The 18943-nt window shown below is 73.7% G+C and carries 15 protein-coding genes and 1 pseudogene; 9 read left to right on the top strand and 7 right to left on the bottom strand.

Features of this window, described 5'->3' with window-relative positions; all coding sequences use genetic code 11:
* The first annotated feature begins 30 nt into the window (after positions 1-30).
* From CG736_RS35245 to CG736_RS35260, 4 genes and pseudogenes are all read left to right on the top strand, one after another.
* Entirely contained in the window at positions 31-666 is a 636-nt protein-coding gene (locus tag CG736_RS35245) for a hypothetical protein (RefSeq protein ID WP_100590179.1), read from the top strand.
* Between the two features lie 11 nt (positions 667-677).
* Positions 678-3326, top strand: a complete 2649-nt coding sequence (locus tag CG736_RS35250; RefSeq protein ID WP_100590180.1) for a transcriptional regulator — start codon at positions 678-680, stop codon at positions 3324-3326.
* Positions 3326-3880: a hypothetical protein gene (locus CG736_RS35255; RefSeq protein ID WP_100590181.1), complete on the top strand. Its 555-nt coding sequence runs from the start codon at positions 3326-3328 to the stop codon at positions 3878-3880. The genes CG736_RS35250 and CG736_RS35255 overlap by 1 nt, the downstream gene beginning before the upstream one ends.
* A gap of 434 nt (positions 3881-4314) precedes the next feature.
* Positions 4315-4692, top strand: a pseudogene (locus tag CG736_RS35260) (transposase); the annotation flags it as partial.
* A 142-nt stretch (positions 4693-4834) separates the two neighbouring features.
* Here CG736_RS35260 and CG736_RS35265 read toward each other — a convergent pair.
* A complete protein-coding gene (locus CG736_RS35265) occupies positions 4835-5230 on the bottom strand; it encodes a contact-dependent growth inhibition system immunity protein (protein WP_232734385.1) in 396 nt (131 codons plus the stop codon).
* A 205-nt stretch (positions 5231-5435) separates the two neighbouring features.
* Between CG736_RS35265 and CG736_RS35270 the strand changes: the two genes are divergently transcribed.
* Entirely contained in the window at positions 5436-6173 is a 738-nt protein-coding gene (locus CG736_RS35270; RefSeq protein ID WP_100590183.1) for a hypothetical protein, read from the top strand.
* A 433-nt stretch (positions 6174-6606) separates the two neighbouring features.
* Here the strand turns inward: CG736_RS35270 and CG736_RS35275 are convergent, their stop codons facing one another.
* The gene (locus CG736_RS35275) at positions 6607-7023 is read right to left on the bottom strand and encodes a hypothetical protein (RefSeq protein ID WP_157815860.1); all 417 of its coding nucleotides are present in this window, start codon (positions 7021-7023) and stop codon (positions 6607-6609) included.
* A gap of 196 nt (positions 7024-7219) precedes the next feature.
* Here CG736_RS35275 and CG736_RS35280 point away from each other — a divergent pair, with 196 nt between their 5' ends.
* A complete protein-coding gene (locus tag CG736_RS35280; RefSeq protein ID WP_100590185.1) occupies positions 7220-7576 on the top strand; it encodes a hypothetical protein in 357 nt (118 codons plus the stop codon).
* Positions 7577-8373: 797 nt separating this feature from the next.
* Here the strand turns inward: CG736_RS35280 and CG736_RS35285 are convergent.
* The 3 genes from CG736_RS35285 to CG736_RS36760 all read right to left on the bottom strand — a co-directional run bounded on the left by CG736_RS35285 (position 8374) and on the right by CG736_RS36760 (position 11230).
* Positions 8374-9180, bottom strand: coding sequence for an AraC family transcriptional regulator (locus CG736_RS35285; RefSeq protein WP_100590198.1), 807 nt, complete (start codon positions 9178-9180; stop codon positions 8374-8376).
* A 107-nt stretch (positions 9181-9287) separates the two neighbouring features.
* On the bottom strand, positions 9288-10097 hold the full coding sequence (locus CG736_RS35290) for an alpha/beta fold hydrolase (RefSeq protein WP_100590186.1): 810 nt from the start codon (positions 10095-10097) through the stop codon (positions 9288-9290).
* Positions 10098-10822: 725 nt separating this feature from the next.
* Entirely contained in the window at positions 10823-11230 is a 408-nt protein-coding gene (locus CG736_RS36760) for a hypothetical protein (protein WP_157815861.1), read from the bottom strand.
* A gap of 718 nt (positions 11231-11948) precedes the next feature.
* Here CG736_RS36760 and CG736_RS35305 point away from each other — a divergent pair.
* Positions 11949-12332, top strand: a complete 384-nt coding sequence (locus CG736_RS35305; RefSeq protein WP_100590188.1) for a cupin domain-containing protein — start codon at positions 11949-11951, stop codon at positions 12330-12332.
* 649 nt (positions 12333-12981) lie between these two features.
* Here CG736_RS35305 and CG736_RS35310 read toward each other — a convergent pair.
* On the bottom strand, positions 12982-13818 hold the full coding sequence (locus CG736_RS35310) for a hypothetical protein (RefSeq protein ID WP_157815862.1): 837 nt from the start codon (positions 13816-13818) through the stop codon (positions 12982-12984).
* Between the two features lie 1120 nt (positions 13819-14938).
* On the opposite strand from CG736_RS35310, the gene CG736_RS35320 reads away from it, so the two are divergent.
* Positions 14939-16561, top strand: coding sequence for a DUF11 domain-containing protein (locus CG736_RS35320; RefSeq protein WP_157815863.1), 1623 nt, complete (start codon positions 14939-14941; stop codon positions 16559-16561).
* 311 nt (positions 16562-16872) lie between these two features.
* Here the strand turns inward: CG736_RS35320 and CG736_RS35325 are convergent, their stop codons facing one another.
* Positions 16873-17376, bottom strand: a complete 504-nt coding sequence (locus CG736_RS35325; RefSeq protein ID WP_100590192.1) for a helicase associated domain-containing protein — start codon at positions 17374-17376, stop codon at positions 16873-16875.
* Positions 17377-18223: 847 nt separating this feature from the next.
* Here CG736_RS35325 and CG736_RS35330 point away from each other — a divergent pair.
* The gene (locus tag CG736_RS35330) at positions 18224-18811 is read left to right on the top strand and encodes a GNAT family N-acetyltransferase (RefSeq protein WP_100590193.1); all 588 of its coding nucleotides are present in this window, start codon (positions 18224-18226) and stop codon (positions 18809-18811) included.
* Positions 18812-18943 lie beyond the last annotated feature (132 nt).

An 18943-nucleotide genomic window follows, 5' to 3' on the forward strand; every position in this document is an offset into this window, starting at 1 on the left:
GGTCATGCCCTACCACTTGGGAGTCGTCTCGTGAGGATCGGCATCGGCGACGAGCATGTCGACGTGCCCGACGACCTTGCCCGGGCGCTGCTCGCGGCCCTGCGCGGCGAGCGGTCGGTGGAGCCGCCGCAGGCCTCCGCCTTCGACGACCTGACCGCCCTGGTCGCCCGCATCAGCCGCGTCACCCAGCACCTGACCGTGGTCAAGGAGCTGGCCATGTCCCGCGCGGACGCCGGCGACAGCTACTCCAACAGGCGCGCCCTGGGCAGCGCGGCCGCCATGTCCCCCTCGCAGCTCGGCCGGGTCCTGGAGGGCCACGGCCTGCCGCGCGACCGCCGCACCGGCGGCGTGGACCTGGTCGTCGCGTTCCGCACCACCGACGACGGCGTGCTGCACCTGGCCACCGAGGAGGACGTCGCCGGTCTGCCCTCGTTCACCCTGCCGTCCGACCCCGCGCAGGGAGCGGCGGAACCGACCCGGCTCGCCGGCCGGGAGCTCGAGTTCTACTACCGCCCCCGGGTCCCGATCGCGGTCGCCGACCTCGGACGCACCGCCGGCTACACCCTGCGCCCCGAACAGGGCCCGATCGCCTGCCTCGCCGAGGAGGTCTTCGACGCCCTGTTCGGCGATCCGCGCCTGGACCCGACCCGACCCGACGGACGCTGAGGAGAAGCCCGATGTCCGACGAGCTGTTCGACTCCGTCGACGCGCTGCTCGCCGCCGTGTCCACCGGCCTGCCCGTCCCGGAGGAGCGCAAGCGGCTGCGCCTGGCGGCCGGTCTGACGCCCGCGCAGATCGCCGCCGCGCTGCGGGTGGCCTCGAAGCGGGTGCTGGAGTGGGAGGACGGCAGCGCGGTTCCGGGCCCGGACGTCGCCCCCGCCTACACCCGCCTGCTGGAGGGCCTCGCGGCCCGCTTCCCCGCCCCCGGGGAGCCCGCCCCCGGGGAGCCCGCCCCCGAGGAGCCCGCCGCCGAGGAGCCCGTGCCCGGCCCTGTCCCGGCTGCGCCCGCCCCGGCCGGGGCTGCTCCGGCGGTCGGGCAGCAGACTCCCATCACGCCTGCCGCCCCGGTGCCGGCCGTCGGCCGGCAGACCGTGCCTGCCGGGCCGCAGCCGGTGATGCTCGATCAGCACCCGGACGGCTCGCTGGTGATGGCCGCGGCCGCGCCGTGTGTGCAGTGCGGCCAGCCCTCCGTCTACCGCGCGCAGGGCCGGCCGATGCACCTCGGCGGCTTCTGCCGCCCCGCGGCCCCCGCGGCTCAGGCACCCGCGCACCCCGCTGCTCAGGCCGAGCAGCAGACCCCGGAGCCCGCCCCGGAGCCCGTCGCCGACGTTCCGGCCGACCGGGCCGAGTCCGCCTTGGTCTCCCCGGTCCCGGCCGACCGGGCCACCCCCGTCGCACAGGCTCCGGTCGCCGCGCCGCTGTCCCGGCCCGCACCGTCCGCGGCGCCCGCTCCCACCCGGGCCGGTCAGCGTCCGGCCCCGGCCCCGGCCCGCGCCCAGGGCCGCCCCGCTGCGCCGCGCGCCACCGGCCCGGCCCCGGCCGTCGTGCCGGCGGTCGGCCGGTGGGTGCCGGTGGTCGCGCTGGACGCCACGCCGGACGGCGGCTGGGTGCTGGACGTGCCGGGCTTCCCGGCCCCGGCCGGGCCCAAGCTCGGCGACTGGTTCGCGTGGCTGGGCACCGGCCTGCCGCTGCGCGTCGAGCGCGCCCACCCCTCGGGCCGGGGCGGGGACGGCGCGGTGTGCCTGACCGCCGCCGCCCTCAAGTCGCTCGGCCTGCCCGCCGCCCTGCCCACCACGGACAAGGCGCTGGCTGCGCTGCGGGCGAAGCTGGCGAAGGCCGCCGCGTCGGTCGGCATGGAGATCAGCGAGAACATCGGGCCGGTCTTCCGCGCGTTCCGCCGCGCCGGGTCGGCCGGCGGGCCCAAGACCTCCCTCCAGGTCACCGTCGCACCGTGGCTGGGACAGGGCGACGCCCGCCAGCAGGCCGTCAGCGCCCTGGCCGCGCCGCTCGCCACCACCCCCGACCACGCCCGGGACGGGCAGACGTTCGCCCGCCGCTACCGCGCCTTCACCGCCGACCTCGGCGTCGCCCCCGGCGCCACCACCGCGACCACCGCGATGCTGCTCCTGGACGCGGTCCGCCCGCGCGAGGAGTGGGCCAAGGACCAGGACACGGGGGAGTGGTCCTCGCACCTGCGCGAGGGCGCCCTCCCGAAGGGCGACCTGTGCGTGCCGGTCGCGGCCGGGGCCCGCCACCCCCTCACCCGCGAACTCCTCTCCAAGGGCAAGGCGGTGTGCGAGGAGGAGGACTACAAGTGGTGGGCCCGCGAACTCACCCCGGACGAGGCCGCCCGCACGTTCGCGGTCGCGGTCGACGTCTGCGCCTCCTACCTCTCCGTCACCGACTCCCTGCCCCTGCCCATCGGCGAACTGGAACACGTGACGAGGCCGGCCTGGGGCAAGGGCAGGACCGCCGGCCTCTGGCTCTGCGACTTCACCGCCGTCGAGACCGACGAACTGCTGCCCCACCCCGCCACCTTCCACGGCCGCCCCCCGACCGGGCCCGGCTGGTACGCCACCCCGACCGTCGCCTACATGACCAGCACGTACAGCTTCGACCCGGCCACCATCACCGAGGCCTACCTGTCGACGCACACCGCGCCGCTCCTCAAGGAATGGACCGGCCGCATCCGCGGCGGCTACAAGCGCGCCTACGCCGACCTCGGCCTCACCGACGGCCAGAGCCCCGAGGAGTTCCTCACCGCCTACGCCGCCCACAAGGACACCGGTACCGACCCGGCCCGCGCGGACGCCCTGACCCTGGCCGGCCTGTACAAGAACATCTACAAGGGCGGCATCGGCAAGTGGGCCGACTCCGCCCGCCACCTCGACGACCAACTGTGGCTGGAGAAGACTGCGCGATCCTGGACCTACCGCCCGGAGATCCGCTTCCACATCATCGCCGCCGCCCGCATCGCCGCCCACCGCCGCCTGCGCAAGACCTATCTCCTGACCGGCCGGGCACCGTTCGCCGTCAACGTCGACTCCTACCTCTACACCACCGATCAGCCGTCCCCGCTGGAGCTGCTGCCGGTCAAGGACGACGGCACCCCGGTCCCGGGCGCGCTGCGCCTGGGCATCGCCCCGGGCAGTCACAAGCACGAGGCCTCCATCCCGCTGCACGCCGCCGTCGAGGCGATGGCACGCCGCGAGCACCCCTCCCGGCTCGCGCACGACCACACCACCGACGGCGCCGCCATCGACCAGGACCGGGCCACCGCCGAAGGCGATGGCGCCGAGACCGACGACCAGGAGGGCGACAACTGATGGCCGGCGGATTCAGGGGCATGTTCGGGCGGGTCCGCGAGGCGCTGTTCCCCTCCCGCAAGGCCCCCGCGCAGACCACCACCCAGGCCGGACAGGTCCGGACGCGCAAGTACGACGGCAACACCAAGGCCATGGCCGCCGCCTACGGCGTCTCCCCGCGCACCGTCCTGCGCTGGATCGACGGCACCCGCCACCCCGCCGGCCGCCACCAGGACAAGCTGCGCCTGGACGCGGTCGAGGTGCAGACCACCGAGCGCGGCCGCGAGCGCAGGGCCAAGCAGCTGGCCAAGCTCGGCGCGCACTCCGGGATCACCGCCAGGGTCGGGCGCGCCCGCACGTTCGACATCCGCGGCTCGGACGCCGTCCGGGCCCGCGACGTCCACCTCGGCCTCACCGGCGACCAGGCCGCGGCCCTCGCCCGCGCCGAGGACGAGAGCGAGATGCGCGAGGTGATCGACGAAGCCCTCGCCGACTACTTCAACGGCGGAGGCGGATACGGCGGCTTCACCGCCCAGGACTTCGAGTACGACGCCGACGACTTCGACCTGAGCTGAAACGGCCGACCACCCGCCCAGGGACGGGCGGCTCGCGCCCAGGCCGACCGGTGAGGCTCGCAGGCGTCGGAGCCGGTCGAGCGGCCGGATCCGGCGCCCCGCCGCCGGATCCGGACGACAGGCCGACCGGACGCTCAGCCGAAAGCCGGCCGTGTGTGCTTGGCCGAGGAGACCCGCGACTGCCTGATCCCGGTGGGACCGGAGCACTTCCGCCGCAAGCGTTTCGCTGCACACGACTCCGCCTTCTTCGGGCACGCCCCTGTGCGTGCCCGCCGGCTTGCCAGCCGATGGCAGTTCGACGAATCCGAGGTCCGCGCGGCCGGGCGCACAACCGCTGCGCTGTCCTGGGACCCCAGCGGCCTCGTCGACCTACGACCGCACGGTCCCGACCGGCCAAGACCGGCGACAGCTGCTCGGACCGGCCGGCCACCAGGGGCTTCGACGCGGGCAGGAAGGTGAAGGGCCGCAAGCGGTTCATCGTCACCGACACTCTCGGCCTGCTCCTGTCCGTCCATGTCGTCGCGGCGAGCGTTCAGGACCGCGACGGCGCGAAGCAACCGTTGCTGTGGACCAGGTTCGACCACCCCGGCGTCAAGAAGGTCTGGGCCGACCAAGGCTTCGCCGGCCGCCTGATCGACTGGGCCGCTCAAATCCTTGGCCGCGACCTGGAGATCGTCCGCAAGGACCCTGATCAGCGGGGCTTCCAAGTCCAGCCCGAACGGTGGGCGGTAGAGCGCACCTTCTCATGGATCACCGCCACCGGCGCCTCGCCCGGGACTACGAGACCGGCCCGGCCCACTTCGAGACGATGATTCGATGGGCCATGATCGGTGTCATGGTCCGCCGGCTCACCCGGGGCCGTGTTGCGACGCGCCCCGGCCCGCGACCGCTCGTTCGGCGGTCCTCGTAGACAGACGGCCCGGCCCCTCGCCGACGGCAGCCACCCTCGGCGACCTACAGAGCCAGGAACCCCTCGACCTCGCGTTTCAGGGCAGGCGGTACGTCGGCCAACTCCGAGACGATCATGCGGACCTCCCGCCTGAGTTCGGGGGTCTCGCTCCACACCTCCGCACCCCTGGTGAGTACGGCGGCCAGCAGATCACCCTCGTACATGTCACCTTCCGCCAGTGGATCGACCCGAAGGACCTCCACCGCCTGCGGCAGAAGATGGGCAAGGCCCACGTCCTGCTTGATCAGCAGCCGCATGTCCTCGACCGTCAGGTCGCCGATCGGCTTGCGCCGGAGCTCGCGTACGGTCGCCATCAACCGGGTTTCGCCGTCCGACCGGACCGGCCAGCAGTCGCGCTCAAGTTCATCGAGTGAGCGATCACGGTTCACGAGTCGAGTCACCAACCGATCGTCCCATGTCAGATCTCAAACGCGGTCCGAGGGGACCTCATCCACCCCGCCATCCCCGGCCGCGCGCCCAACCCTTGTACTGCCGACCGGCGCACAACGGATTCGCTTTCATTCGTCGGGGATTCGTCCTGTTTCACGGTGATCGCCCGGCGAAAACTCCGGAGCCGACATGTGAGCGACCGCTAGGGTGCCGCGCATGCCTCTCGCCATCGACACCCGTTCCACGGCATATCTGCAGGGACAGACCCTCGGCTTGGCCGTCGTGCTGGCCGTCGGCATCGTCGTCGTCCGGGTGCTCACCCGAAGGTGGCGCAATCCGGTCGCCCTGGCGCCGGAGGACCTGCCCCGGGTCACCGCGCTGCGGAAGAAGCGCCGGATCCTGCTGGCTCTGGCCACGGTCGTGATCTGCGCCCTCTTCACAACGAAGTTCGTCCTGGACGTGCGGAGCGAAACCCCCTACGGGTCGGCGGCCGCGACCGGGCCGACCGACCGGACCGTCGACGCGCCCGACACCGTCGCCGGGTATCACCTCATCACCGGTGAAGCCGCGGCCCGGCTCGCCGCGAAGACGAAGAGTGGGACGTCCGAACATTTCTGGTTCTACTCGAAGGCTCCGGGCGGGACGCAGCCCAGCGTCGTGTTCTCCGCATCGACGGCCGCGTGGGATCCGAAAGAGGCCGCCGAGAAGTCCGAGCACTCCCTGGAATGGCTCTTCGTCAACTTCTTCGCCGGCGCCGAGGTCGAGGACGCGAAGGACGTCGACCCCGGCCCGCTCGGCGGGCTGATGCGCTGCGGCCGCACCCAAAGCGGCAACCTCGTCATCTGCCACTGGGAGGACGCCGGCACTGCCGGCACCGTGATGACGGCCGGCGCCGTCGACATCCAGCAGGCGTCGACTCTCGCCCTCCAGTTCCGCAACGCCGCCGAACACTGAGACCGCGCCTGAGAGCGGTGCGGACCCGTCCGACGCCGGCGGCCCCTCGTCCCCGGGCGAGGTCTTGGCCTGGGCCCCGGCGGCCGTCCGACCCATGAGCAGTGGGATGCGGCAAAGCGCCGGTTGCTTGACCCGATCGGGCATGGGGGAGGGCCGCTGCACGGTGCTCTGTCGCGATGACCGGCCGGCTGAGGTCGGCTACTGGCGGCTGTACTGCGGACTGACCCCGGCCCCGGAGCGGGAGCCGGTCAAACGTCGTTGAGACTGGTCAAGGTTCGATGAGACGGGTCGTCAACTGTCCTTGACAGGCGATCTTGCCGTTTGCCGAGTGCTCTCGACCGGCGCCAGGGTTCCGGCAGGTGATCTTGACCGGTGCCGGGGGAGGTGTGGCCTGCCCGGCCGCTCGGCACGGCAGGATGTCGGTGCTGCGGGGTCAGGGAGCGAAGTACCAGCAGTACAGGTCGAGGTGCTCCTCCGCGCGACTGCCGGCCAGGGCTGCCACACGTTCGAGGAGGTCTGCCGCGTTGGCCGGCGAGATCTCGTCGTCCGGTTCGGAGGCCGCCTCGGCCCACGCACGAGCTGCGGCTCGGAGCCGGGCGCTTCCCGCAGCGGCCAGAGCCCCGCACAGCGGCTCGGGGACGGCGAAGACGGTGAATCCGTCGTTGGCCATGGGCACCACGTCGCGCAGGGTGCTCCTGGTGCCCGTCAGCTGGGCTTCCCACCGCAGAACCGCCTCATCGGGGTAGATGCCGTCGCACGGTACGGCCGGGAAGTCGTGGCTGCGGCGTGGGCCCACCCGCAGGGCGGACTCGTCGTCTTCTGCAAGGAAGAACTCACCCACGCGCACCATCCGCCGATCTTCGCAGTCCCAGAGGTCACTCATCCGAGCGGCCGGCCTGTAACGGCCACCGGCGACGGCGAGGCGCCCGGCTCCCCGGATCGGTCGAGATCGCCTGTCCGGGAAGTCTGACCGGTCTCATCGGAGTCCGACCGCCCGAGATCCCGCTCATCGAACCTTGACGTCGCAGGTCAGGTGCAGTGCGGACGTGACTGGGCACCTTCCTCCCGACATTGCCGAGGCGCTCGACGCCCTCCTCGGCGATGACGACCCGGTTCACCTGGCGCTCCGCGCCCAGACGCCCCACCTCCGCGTGCACGGTCGCTGTCCGTGCGGATGCGGCACCACCTACTTCGACCTCGACACGGCCGCGGTTCAGCCGGCGCCGTCCGGACCGCGCACCGTGGTGGCCGCCCAGGCCCCGATCTGCACCGAGAACGGTGACAGCCCCGGCGAAGTCCTGGCCTTCGCCCAGACCGGCCACCTCTCCTGGCCGGAGGTTTGCTCCTGGAGCGACGACACCAAGGTCACCCCCGCCCTGGCCCGGCGAGCGCTGCGCCGCTGACGGCGGACCCGCTTGCGGTCTGTCACTTGATCCTGATCGGCAGTGGCGTCGGTGTGGGCGGCGCGCTCGTCAGGGCCGGGGCCGGTCCGTGCGCTGTGCAGGACGGCCTGCTCGGCGGGTCGTGGGGCGGCGTGGAGTGCGCGGCCGTCAGGATCCGTACAGCTTGGGGGCGCGGTGTTCGGCTGATGGGAAGCGGACGTTGTGGTGGAGGGCTGCCGTCGTGGCGGCGGCCTCGGGGTGGGCGCTGCCGGGGCACGCGCCGTTGTGGCAGCGGCTGGTGCCGGCGGTGTTCGCGGTGGCCGGCGCGGTCGATCCCGCTCCGGGCCTGATCGAGCGGTCCGGGCAGCGGAACCGCGCTCGCGCCGGACAGGCGAAGCCTGCCCGGCGGTAGGCGCCGGCTGTGCCGGGCCACTTCTGCAGGGCGCCCGGCGAGGCGGGGAGAGCGACGAAGCCCGGCGTCGGTCGGGGCCACTCGGCAGACAGTCGTGATCACGTGTCGGAGGCCGGTCTGTCGACCCGTCTCATCGAAGTTCGACCCGTCTCATCGAAGTTCGACCCGTCTCACCGGAGTTCGACCTGCGAGGGTCTGTCTCACGGAAGTTTGACCGCCGGGCTCAGAGGGGTCGTCTTCGACGGCGTTCGGGTTGTCCTGTCGCATTGAAGCTGTCGGATTCTCGTGGTCCGGTTCTCGCTGTACCTGACACGGCCGTTCTCGACAGATACGCGGAGCCCGGGGCGGCGATGGATCCGACCCGACGATCCGGCCGTGTGGGCCCCGATCCACGGACCGGCCGGGGTCACCTTGCCGGAACCCGACGGATCGCAGGCGCCGACGATGTCAGGTCCGCGGACGAGGTCGGCCATGCGACGTCATCGATGGCGAGCCACGGCGCAGCGGCTACGGCGGTGGGTGTCTCCCCGGTGAACGCTTTGACCTCGCGGTGGAGGTGGGCCTGGTCGACGTAGCCGCTTAGCGCCGCCGCCCTGGCGGCGGCGTCGCCCGCCGCGAGGAGATGGGCGGCGTGGTCGAAGCGGACCAGTCGGGCGGCGTGCTTGGGGGTGAGGCCGATCTGGGAGCGGAAGCGGGACCACAGGCGCTGACGGCTCCATCCCACCTCGTTCGCCAGGCTGTCGACGCGCACCCGTCCCCGGCTGGTGAGCATCAGTCGCCAGGCGGCGGCCACTTCCGGGTCGGGCGACGGGCGGGTGTTCATCCGTCGGCCGAGGGCATCCGCGGCGATCGTGAACCGCTCGTCCCACGACGCGGCGGCCCGCAGCCTTTCCTCGGTCCGCCCGGCGTCACGGCCCCAGACATCCTCCAGGGGGACCACCGTCCCGCTGAGGTCGGTCGGTGCGCCGAACACCGCAGCCGCCAGGGTCGGCGACAACCGGATCTGGAGGCACGCGATGCCCCCGGCCGCCCGGCCCCCGAGCCGAAGGTCGCCCGGTACCAGTCCAGCGACTGTGCTGCCGCGCCCGCGCCGGCCGTGGGCGTCGTGGACGAGGCCGTCTCCGTCGCTCAGGTCCACGAACAGAGTGACCGAGGGGTGCGCGACCATGGCGATGTCCACGTGCGCCGGAGCACGCTGGCGGAACCCGGCCATGCCGACCCCTGGCAGCCGGCCCGGCTGCCGGGGCACGGCGACCTCCACCGACGCCCAGTCAGGTGGTGATCCGGCGGACCTCACAGCACCAGGCCGGGCGACGGGTGTCAGCGGCCCGTCGCCGCGAAGCGCAGCAGCAACTCGCCGGTCGCCTCCGGCGCTTCGAGCATGGGGAAGTGCCCGACGCCGGGCAGCTGCTCGACTCGCGCGTTCGGCACCGTGTCGTAGCGGTGCGCCGAAGACGGATCCCAGCGGGGATCGGCAGCGCCGAAGATCACCAGAACCGGGACGTCGAGTGCGGTCAGGCGCGCGGGTACGCTCCTGCCGGCGATGTACGCGCCGTTTCGGCGCAGCACCGTCCTGAACGTGCGGTAGCCGATGCCCCGCACGTCGGCGACCAGGTCGTCCGGGACGTCCACCGGGCGGTTGCACACCGCGCTCACTCCCCGGCGGAGCATCGCGTCGGAACGGACCCTCCAAAGCAGCGGGCCGAGCGGCGGGCCGAGCAGGACCCGCAGGAGGACGGGCTGGGGAAGGAGCGCGTCGGGACTCGGGCCACTGCTGATCAGTGCGAGCGAGCCCACCAGGTCCGGGCGCTGTTCGGCGAGGGCGGTGGCGATGTATCCGCCGCTGGAGTGCCCGGCCACGACGACCGGACGAAGGCCGAGCTCATCGAGCACCGCGGCCACGCCGGCCGCCTGCTCGGGCACGTCGTACGACGGCGCGGGCGCGGACCGGCCGTGGCCCGGGAGGTCGATCCGGACGACGTGGTACCGGCCGGCCAGCGCCGGCACCACCGGGCCCCAGGAGCTGCCCGAGGCACCCGATCCGTGGATGAGCACCAGCGGCGGCGCCTCCCGCGGGCCGTCGTGGACCACGTGCATCCCGTGCACGTGCTGACCGTCGTAGATACCCATACCCGGGAGGATGCCCGGGCTGCCGGCCCCCGGTCTTGTACAAATGTCGTCACGGGGCCGACGATCGCCACGACTTCCGCCTCCACGGCGGGCGGAACTTCCGCGAAAGCCGGGCTGCTCGAGACCGGCAGCCACCGGCAGCCACCGGCAGTCTCGAACTGCCGAGCATCCATGCAGGTCAACGAGCCCCTACGGACCGGCTGCACCGCGACACGGCATCAGGAGCCCTGTCGGGACCGGGACCGGTACCGGGACCTGGGGTGCCGGGCCGTGGACGCCGAAGATCTCGACTACCGCACCCGGACCTCGCCGGGCTGCATTCCCGCTGTCCCGCTCTGACGGTCACCCGCCTGCTCGAACTCGGCCACGAGCGGGAGGTGGAGGCGCAGGCCGGGCGCGGGGAGTGGTTCTGCGCGCCGGCGTGGGCGCGGTTGCGGGGCGAGCGGCAGCAGCACGAGCGGGCGCTGGAGGTCCCGCCCGTACGTGGCGACGGGCCGGTGGCCGGCGGCCCGGGCCCGGGCCGAACTGCTGAAGGACCGGGGACGGGCCGACGAGGCGATCGCGCTGTGCCGCCCACACGCGCAGGCCGGGGACCGGCCGGGCGATCCTGAGCCACTCGCGGCGGTCGGGCTCGGCGGTGAGGACCGACCGGTCGAAGCCCGGGGCGTCGACCGGTCGGCTGGTGGCGGGGGTGCCGCCGGGCCCGGGCCGGGGCCGGGCACCGGTCAGCAGACGACCATGACGGTGAACGGGCGGTCGTCATCGACGGTCTGGCTCCCGCTCGAAGACGGCGTCGCCGTGCGGACGAAGATGTGCATGGCATCCGTCCAGGTGACCATGATGGACGCGCTGCCGGGCCCCGGATCGGAGGAGCCGTTCGAATTGACTGTGCCGATCAGGCCGCACGCGTTGACGTCGTTCTCCGTCGTCAGGAGGTAGCGGCCGATGCCGGAATGCTCGACTTCCGTGACGCCGCTCGCCCGGAGGAGATTCCCGTCGCCATCGACCTTGGCGTACGTCGTGACGACCGGCAGCGCCTGCTCCGTCTTCGCCGGCTCGGCCGACGCCACCCAGCCCCCGGCCACGAGGGCGACGGACAGCGCCCCCAGCGCAACTTTCCTGAACGCGTTCATCTCGGCTCTCCTCGAAGCGGGTTCGGCAACGCGACACGAGGAGATGTCACCGATTCGAGCGCGGATGAACAGGCCGCCGGCCGTTGACCACTCCAACGGGCCTTGAGCTCCAGCCTCCAAGCCGTTCGGCAGGACCCCCGAGCAGTCGCGCGTACGGTCTGCCGCCCGACCCGCTCGCCCGGGAACGGGGCCGCCACTGGCCCGGGACGCCGGGACGACCGGCTCGAAGCCTGGCCGTCTTCGAACGCGCTGGTCGAAGCAGGGGCCGGTGCGACAGTCCTCTGCGGTGTCCGGGCGGTGTCCGGGCGGTGCTCCGGGCGCTCGTCGGGCGGCCGCGGCCGGCGTGCCGGGATCGTGCGGACGACAGAGCCCGGGAAGGCGGTGCCCCTCGCCCCGGGAAGACCCTGGACCCCCGCCGGCACTGCCGGCCCCGACCGAGCGCGAGCAGGTCTGCGCCCCGGACGGTCCGCCACCGGACGCGCCCATCGCCGCACGCCCAGCCCCACCCGGTGCAGGACCGCGCCGCACGAGCGCCCATCGCCGCACGCGACCGCCGCGAGGGCTGCCGCGCCAGCGCCCACACGACAGCGCCCACAGTCGGCACCCACCGAGAAGCCCCCGACACGCCGCCCCACCGCCCGGATGCACCCGGCCGTACACAGTGGTCGACTCGAGACGACGGGAAGCCTCGGGGGCCGTCACGGAGAGGAGCCGAGCGATGCCGAAGGTATCCAAGCAGTCCGCGACGAACGTCCAGGAATTCGGCCCGGTGACCGACCGCCGCGAGGAGATGAACGGCTACACCGTCGAATTCGTCTCCTTCGGCGCGGACGCCGACCTGGACGGGCCGCTGCAGTCGCTGCCCGACGGGAAGTGCCAGTGCCCGCACTGGGGCTACGTCATCGCCGGGCGCATGCGCTTCGTCTTCGCGGACCACGAGGAGGTGTACGAGGCCGGCGACGCGTTCTACCAGCCGCCGGGCCACCGGCCCTACGTCGACGCCGGGACGGAGCTGCTGCAGTTCAGCCCCACCGATGCGCTCGCCCGCACCGAGCAGGCCATCACCGACTGGATGGGCCGCCAACAGGACGGCACGCCCTAGCTGCCCGGCCCCACCCCGCCGCTTCCCGCCGTCCTGTGCCCAGCGCATCCCCGGCTCGGTGAGGCGTTGGGCGCGGGCGGCGGTGATGCTGGCGCGGCGGTTGGCGATGAACAGGCCGAGGCTGATCCCCACCGCGGTGCCGTCGGCCGGCTCCAACGGCTCCCTGTGCTTGCGCGGCACGTCCAGATGTCCTTCCCGGTCCCGGTATGCGCGGCGGCGGCGAGGTTCCGCTGCTCCTGCGCGGCGTGCGGGGCCTTCGCGGCCGGCAACTCCCCGGGCTCTCCGGCGGGGCCAGTCCCAGGACGTGCTCGCCCGCCCACTGCCGGGCCGGCGCGAGCCCGTCCCAGCCGGCCTGCTGCGCCCGTGCCCACCCGGCGGGAACGGATTCTGCCCGGCGCAGGGCTCCCGCCGGGGCCGGCAGGACGGCGCTGTCGACATGCTGCGGTTCGAGGGCAGCGAGCACCGGGGGCCGTAGTGCGGCGGGCCCCGGCGCCTCGACCTCCCACCGGACGGGCCGGGCCGGGGCGAGGGGAGGGGTACTGGCGGGCGAGGGCGGGCCGGCGGGGCGGCGGGGGTCGCCGGCCCGCCTACGCCCGCCGGAGGGGCCCCCGAACGCTCTCCCGCTCGGCGCCCCGCAGAAATCGGCAGCTCAGCCGGCGCGCGCAGTCCACTTCGGCGGCGTCCACAACCGGGCACTGGCGCTGCCGACCTGGATCAGCGTTCCGGTATGCCGGTCCTGGCGTGCCGGGCGGAACCCGTCGATCGCGAACACCCGCCGTCCGCCGGTGATGTCGACGCCCTGCAGACCGGCCTCGTCGGCGATCAGCAGATGCTCCCCGTCGGTGAAGAAGCCGAAAACGCCGACCGGCCAGGGGAACGTCGCGACCGCCTTGATCCATCGGACGCCCGGCGCGCGCAGCTCGATCGAGGCGGGGTCGAGGACGTGGACGGTACCGCTGCCGGCATCGTCGCGGTCGTACACCGCGATCCGCCCGTCGTCGATCCACACCACCGGCCGGTTCCACTGCGAGACCTCGGGATACACCGCATGGCTGGGCCCGCCCTCGGACTCGTACGGGTTGTCGCGCAGCCACGCGGCAAGGCTCCACACCGCCGGCATCCCCCACGGCTGCCACACCCAGCCGCCGTCGTAGATGCGGGTCCCGTCAGGGCTCAGCGACAGCGCGCCGTGGAAGTAGTCGAAGTCGTGCCCCGCATCCTCCCCGTCCCCGTCCGGGCTGTTCCGCGCCGTGAGCACCTCGCCGGACGCGAGGTCGGTGACGTCCAGCCGGTTCCAGTCGGTGCGATGGACGGCAACCGCCCGGCCGCCGTGTTCGGCGAACGCCAACGCGAACGGGACGGTCTCGCAGCAGTAGTCCCCGCCGTCCAACTCCAACGCCGGCGAACCGGTGGTGAGATCGACGACGGTGCCGTACCGACCCGCGGTCCTGAACCACCGCCGCCCAACGGCCGCATCGAGACACATGGAGCCGCAGTCGAACGCCGCCACCGCACTCGGACGCCGGCCCCTCCTCCCGATGCCGGGCCACGTCCCGGACCTCGCCGGTCGTCGGCGTCCACCGCGCCGGCCGTCCGCCCCCGGACAGCACCAGCCACCCCGGACCCCGCGTCACCGAGGACCGCCGGCGCCGCCGCCACATCCACGACCGGCCGCAACGCGTCGGGAACGGCCACCTCCACCGTGGTCGCCGCCGTACCGATCCCCCCGGTTCGCCCGTGCGGCCCCTCGCGGCAACGTGAACAGCAGGCGGTACGGCACCGCGTCGGCAAAAGCCGGCGAGCGCCGCGATGCCGGGCACGGCAGCGAGACCAGCACGGATCTGGTCCAAATCGGGCTCATTCTCGCGCAGGTGCCGTCCGGCGAGAAGCCCCTCCGGCCGCCATGACCGGCCCGACCCCACCGACCTCACCGACCTCACCGACCCCACCGAGCACAGCCCCCGACAGGCCCAGAAGATCCGAACCGCCCGGCGAACGTCCGGCCGGGCACGGCAAAGGCCGGGTTCCTCCTCGCAGCGGAGCCGCGCTCCCGCGCTTCCCCGCCGAGGCCCTCATCTGACACCGTCCGCTCGGCCACGGCGTCGGCCCCCGCGGCCGCCGGCCCGGCGTCGGCCCCGATCCCGATCGCGACGAGGAGGTCCCGCCGGTCCGCCTCCGGGCCCGGCCGGCCGACACGCTGCGCCCGCGCCCACCGGGCGCCCACCGGCCGAGCTGCCCGCCCCCGTGCACCGTGTCCAGCGGCAGCACGGTCCGGCCGGCCGGGCCGTCGGACCCGAGCCCCTGCCGCGACCCCGCGGCGCCGCGAAGGTCTCGCGGGTGCGCACAGCGGTGCGTGCGGCGGCGGCCTCGCCGGCGTCGAGCAGCGCCCGGTGCGGCAGGCGTATGGGCGATGCCGGCTCCTCGCCGGCTCGCGTGGGGTGGTGCGGCATACGAGGCTTCTCATCACAACCTCGCTGCCTCGAAGCGATCGAATCGGGGTATCTGCTGCGGTTTGTCATGATCTGCCGTCAAGTGTCGTGTCGCACTTCCGGGTTGTCGCGTGAGAGTGCGGGGCGCTTTTGTTGTGAGGAGAGGTGAACCCGCGAATGAGTGCTCGTACGCGTGGACAGGGCGATCTGCCGTGGTACCGGGTCGGCCGTCAGTGGCCCGCGGCCGTGTTCAACAGGGCCACGGCCGGTGGGACGATCCGGGCCGGTGCCGGCGGGGCGTCCGACCCGTCCGACCCGTCCGACCCGTCCGACCCGGTCGGCTCGGTCGGACGGCGCGGGGAGCGCGCTGCGGGGGCGGTGTCGGTGGGGGGCGCGCTGCTGTCCGGCATGGCGCTGCTGGCGGCCGCGGCCCCACCGGTGGCCGCCGCGCCGGCGGAGGCCGTGCCGGTGCGGGCGCAGGAGGCCGATCCGTCGCAGACCTTCACCTTCACCGGCGCCCCGCAGACCCTGACGGTTCCGGCGGCCGCGGTGGTGACGATCACCGCCGACGGCGCGGGCGGCGCCGACAACACCGGCACCCCCTGCTCCGTCACCGGGACCGGCGGGACAGGGGCGCGCGTGGTGACCACCCTGCCGCAGACCACCACCCCGACGACCTTCACCGTCAACGTCGGCGGCACCGGCGGCAAGGGCTGCAACGGCACCGGGACGGGCGGCGCCGGCGGGTTCAACGGCGGCGCCCCGGGAGGGGGCTTCCCGCTCACCGGCTTCCACTTCGAGGGCCCGGGCGGGGGCGGGGCCTCCAGCGTCACCACAGGCGGCTCCCTGCTCGTGGTCGCCGGCGGCGGCGGCGCCTCCGGCGGCACCGGAGCGGGCTCCACGGGAGGCAACGGAGGCAACGGCGGGACGACGCCGGACGCCACCGGCGCCACCGCAGGAAGCGCCACCGGCCCCGGGGCCTCACCCGGGCAGGGCGGGGGCGGCGGCAGCACCAGCACCAGCACCGGGGGCGCCCCCGGGGCCGCCGGCACCGCCCCACCCTGTACCGCCCTGCCGGGCGGCCCGGGAAGCGGATTCCTGGGCGCCACGGTCGGCACCGGCGGCACCGGCGGCACCTTCGACGGCGGCTGCGCCGCCTCCGTCATCGGCGCTGGCGGCGGCGGCGGGGGCGGGTACTTCGCCGGCGGGGGCGGCGGCAGCGGCGCCGTCAACTTCAGAGGCACCTCGGCGGGCGGGGGCGGCGGCGGCGGAGGCAGCAGCTTCGCCACCCCCACCGGTACCGGCACGAGCTACACGCCGTCGACGATCGGGACGGCGAACCACAACGGCCAGGTGACCATCTCCTACGTCGTCCCGTCCCTGACCATCACCAAGACCCACACCGGGCACTTCACCCAAGGACGGGACGGCCTCTACACCATCACCGTCGGCAACACCGCCGGGGCCGCCCCGACCGACGGCACCACGGTCACCATGCAGGACACCCTCCCCGCAGGGCTCAAGGCCGACAGCATCAGCGGCACGGGCTGGACCTGCGACCAGAGCACACTCACCTGCACCCGCAGCGACGCCCTCCCCGCCGGGAGCAGCTACCCGCCCATCACCCTGCAGGTCGACGTCTCCTGCAGCGCCGCCGACGACGTCACCAACGTCGCGGTCGTCACCGGAGGCGGCGACACCACCCCCCACACCGCCACCGACCCCACCAGGATCAAGCACCACCGGCACGACCAACACGACAAGTACGACATGCGCTGCGACCGCCACGAGCACTGGTAGCCCACCCAACCCCGAAGACCCCGGAGCCCGCACCACCCCCCCCCCACAACCACCGGAACAACGCCCCGGACGGGCCCACCGCCCTGTTCAACCAGGACCACGAACCAGGCACGGAGCCCACCCGTCCCGCACCGCTTCACACCCGCACGCTCCCACCCAGGTCACACCGCCGCCCCACCAACAGCCCCACAGAACGCTGCCGGCCGACCCCGCACGCCGCGAGGCCGGCCGGCAGCACCCGACGGAGGCGACAGGCCGCCCCCACACCCACCCGGTGCCGCCCCCGGCGAGCTGAGCGAGCCGACCTGACGTCACTTTCGCCCCCGGGCCTCCTGGCTGTCGAAACCAGCGGCCCGTCGCATCCCCGGCCCGGCGAGTCGGGCGGCGCGGGCCGGGAGGACGGCGGCGCGTCTGCTGCGGCTGTCGGCGATGAACAGCCCCAGACCCACTCCCACGGTGATGCGGGTGCCGGTGCCGTCGCCCAGGACCAGGATCTCCTCGTGCGTGCGGGGGACGTCGAGGTGCCCTTTCCGCTCCCGGTACTGCGCGACAGCGGCGAGGTTGCGCCGCTCCTTGACGACGTGGGGGACCTTCGGGGCCGGCAACTCCTCCGGCTCCAGCGGGACCAGGCCCAGGACCTGCTCGCACGCCCACCGCTGGGCCGGTGCGAGTCCGTCCCAGCCGGCCTGCTGCGCCCGCGCCCACCCGGCCAGATCCTCGCCCTGGACGACGATGCTTCCCGGCTCGGCGCCGGTGAGCCGGCCGCCGTTCTTGACGTGCCGCCAGGCGAGGGTGAAGCAGCGCTGCCACTCCACCGCCCAGGCGGGACACCTCTCCGGTTCCCTCGCGGGGGCCTGTGGGCACCCCACCCCATGGCCTGACCAGGCATCACCGCAGCCCAAGGCACCTGGCCGGGGCTCGGGAAATCCCGACGACCCCTCCTCCTCTGTCTTTTGGTCTGGGTCGGTTGGTCGGTTCGGGGTTCGCGCCTGCGGCGGGCTGTTCTCCGCCGCCGCGGGCCGTCCCGACGGCCCGGCCGTCGAGCACCCGGGCCCGGCCGGGCGGGGTTGCCACCGGCGCTTGCCGCTCTCTGCCGTCCCGGCCAGAGGGCCGCGCAGCCAGGCTCCGGCGGGCCCGCCGAGGCCGCCTGACGCTCCGCCTGGTGCCACCACCACACTTCGGCCCCGGCCGCCGTGCCCGCCCGGGTCCGTCCCGGCGGGCGGCTCGGCCGGGTTCGTCTCTGGTCTCGACCAGCAGCACCCCGCCCGCCGCGCCCCGGAGTATGCGGTGCCGGGGACGATCTCGCTGCCGACGATGTGGATGCGGGCGGCGCGGGCGTGGCCGTCGCAGGCGATGTACCGGCCGCCGCCGTCGGCCAGGACGGTGTGGGCGGCCGGCTCCGGGCAGGCCGCGTCCATCCGGTCGTACGGCCATGTGTTCCTTACCCGTGCCTTAACGTCCTGATGCCATTTACGCAGGTCACGGAATCGAACAGTCTTGGTCGAGGGTTGGAGGAGATCGGGGACCGTGTGGCGAGGAGGAGCCCGGGTGTCTCCGGCGGCCGTCCGCTGCCGATCAAGCGCAGGGGGCATCACCTGACGGCCGGCGGCCTCCTGTTACCGTCAGCGCGGCTGCGATGACGGGTTGCGAACGGGGACGGGCATGTCGGGCATCTTCCCCGAGACGGTGATGCAAACGAGCCGGCTGACGCTTCGTCCGTTCACCGGCGGCGACATCGACGACACCCGGGCTGCTTGCTCGGACGAGCTCACCCAGCGGTGGCTCCCACTGCCCCGGCCCTATACCCGTGAGGACGCGACGGCCTGGTGCACCGAGGTCGCACATGCCCTGCGTGAGTCCGGTGACGGCATCCACTTCGCGATCGCCGACGCCTCCAACGACCGGTTGATGGGCACCGTCGGGCTGAAGAAGACCGACTGGCGGGCGCGCGTCAGCGAGGTCGGCTACTGGGTGGCGCCCTGGGCGAGGGGACGCGGGATCGCCGCCGAGGCCACCCGGGTGCTGGGAGAGTGGCTGCTGACGGACCGGGCCTTCCAGCGCATGGAACTGCTGGCCGCCACCGAGAACACCGCCTCTCAGAAAGTCGCGCTCCGGGCCGGCCTGCACCGCGAAGGCGTCCTGCGCAACGCCGGCTTCGTGCATGCCGGCCGAGTCGACCTCGTCCTGTTCTCCCTCGTACCACAGGACTTCCAGAGCAGGCCCCCCGCACCGACCGACCCCAGCTCCTGACCTCCTCCTCCAAGGCTGACGAGTGGTCAGCGGCCCGCGCCGGTGGGCGCGGCCCGTCGCCGACACCCGTGAACGCCCCGCCCCCGTTTCGGCCCTGCCCCGCCCCGCCCTGCCCGTCTGCCATCTGCCCGT

Source organism: Kitasatospora sp. CB02891, from assembly GCF_002803145.1.
Classification (GTDB): Bacteria; Actinomycetota; Actinomycetes; order Streptomycetales; family Streptomycetaceae; genus Kitasatospora; species Kitasatospora griseola.

Bases quoted from the DNA above. Each gene is read 5' to 3' on its own strand.
- CG736_RS35250 (WP_100590180.1), top strand. From the start codon at position 678: ATGTCCGACGAGCTGTTCGACTCCGTCGACGCGCTGCTCGCCGCCGTG.
- CG736_RS35255 (WP_100590181.1), top strand. From the start codon at position 3,326: ATGGCCGGCGGATTCAGGGGCATGTTCGGGCGGGTCCGCGAGGCGCTG.
- CG736_RS35270 (WP_100590183.1), top strand. From the start codon at position 5,436: ATGCCTCTCGCCATCGACACCCGTTCCACGGCATATCTGCAGGGACAG.
- CG736_RS35275 (WP_157815860.1), bottom strand. From the start codon at position 7,023: ATGGTGCGCGTGGGTGAGTTCTTCCTTGCAGAAGACGACGAGTCCGCC.
- CG736_RS35285 (WP_100590198.1), bottom strand. From the start codon at position 9,180: ATGGCCGGGTTCCGCCAGCGTGCTCCGGCGCACGTGGACATCGCCATG.
- CG736_RS35290 (WP_100590186.1), bottom strand. From the start codon at position 10,097: ATGGGTATCTACGACGGTCAGCACGTGCACGGGATGCACGTGGTCCAC.
- CG736_RS36760 (WP_157815861.1), bottom strand. From the start codon at position 11,230: ATGAACGCGTTCAGGAAAGTTGCGCTGGGGGCGCTGTCCGTCGCCCTC.
- CG736_RS35305 (WP_100590188.1), top strand. From the start codon at position 11,949: ATGCCGAAGGTATCCAAGCAGTCCGCGACGAACGTCCAGGAATTCGGC.
- CG736_RS35310 (WP_157815862.1), bottom strand. From the start codon at position 13,818: ATGTGTCTCGATGCGGCCGTTGGGCGGCGGTGGTTCAGGACCGCGGGT.
- CG736_RS35320 (WP_157815863.1), top strand. From the start codon at position 14,939: ATGAGTGCTCGTACGCGTGGACAGGGCGATCTGCCGTGGTACCGGGTC.
- CG736_RS35330 (WP_100590193.1), top strand. From the start codon at position 18,224: ATGTCGGGCATCTTCCCCGAGACGGTGATGCAAACGAGCCGGCTGACG.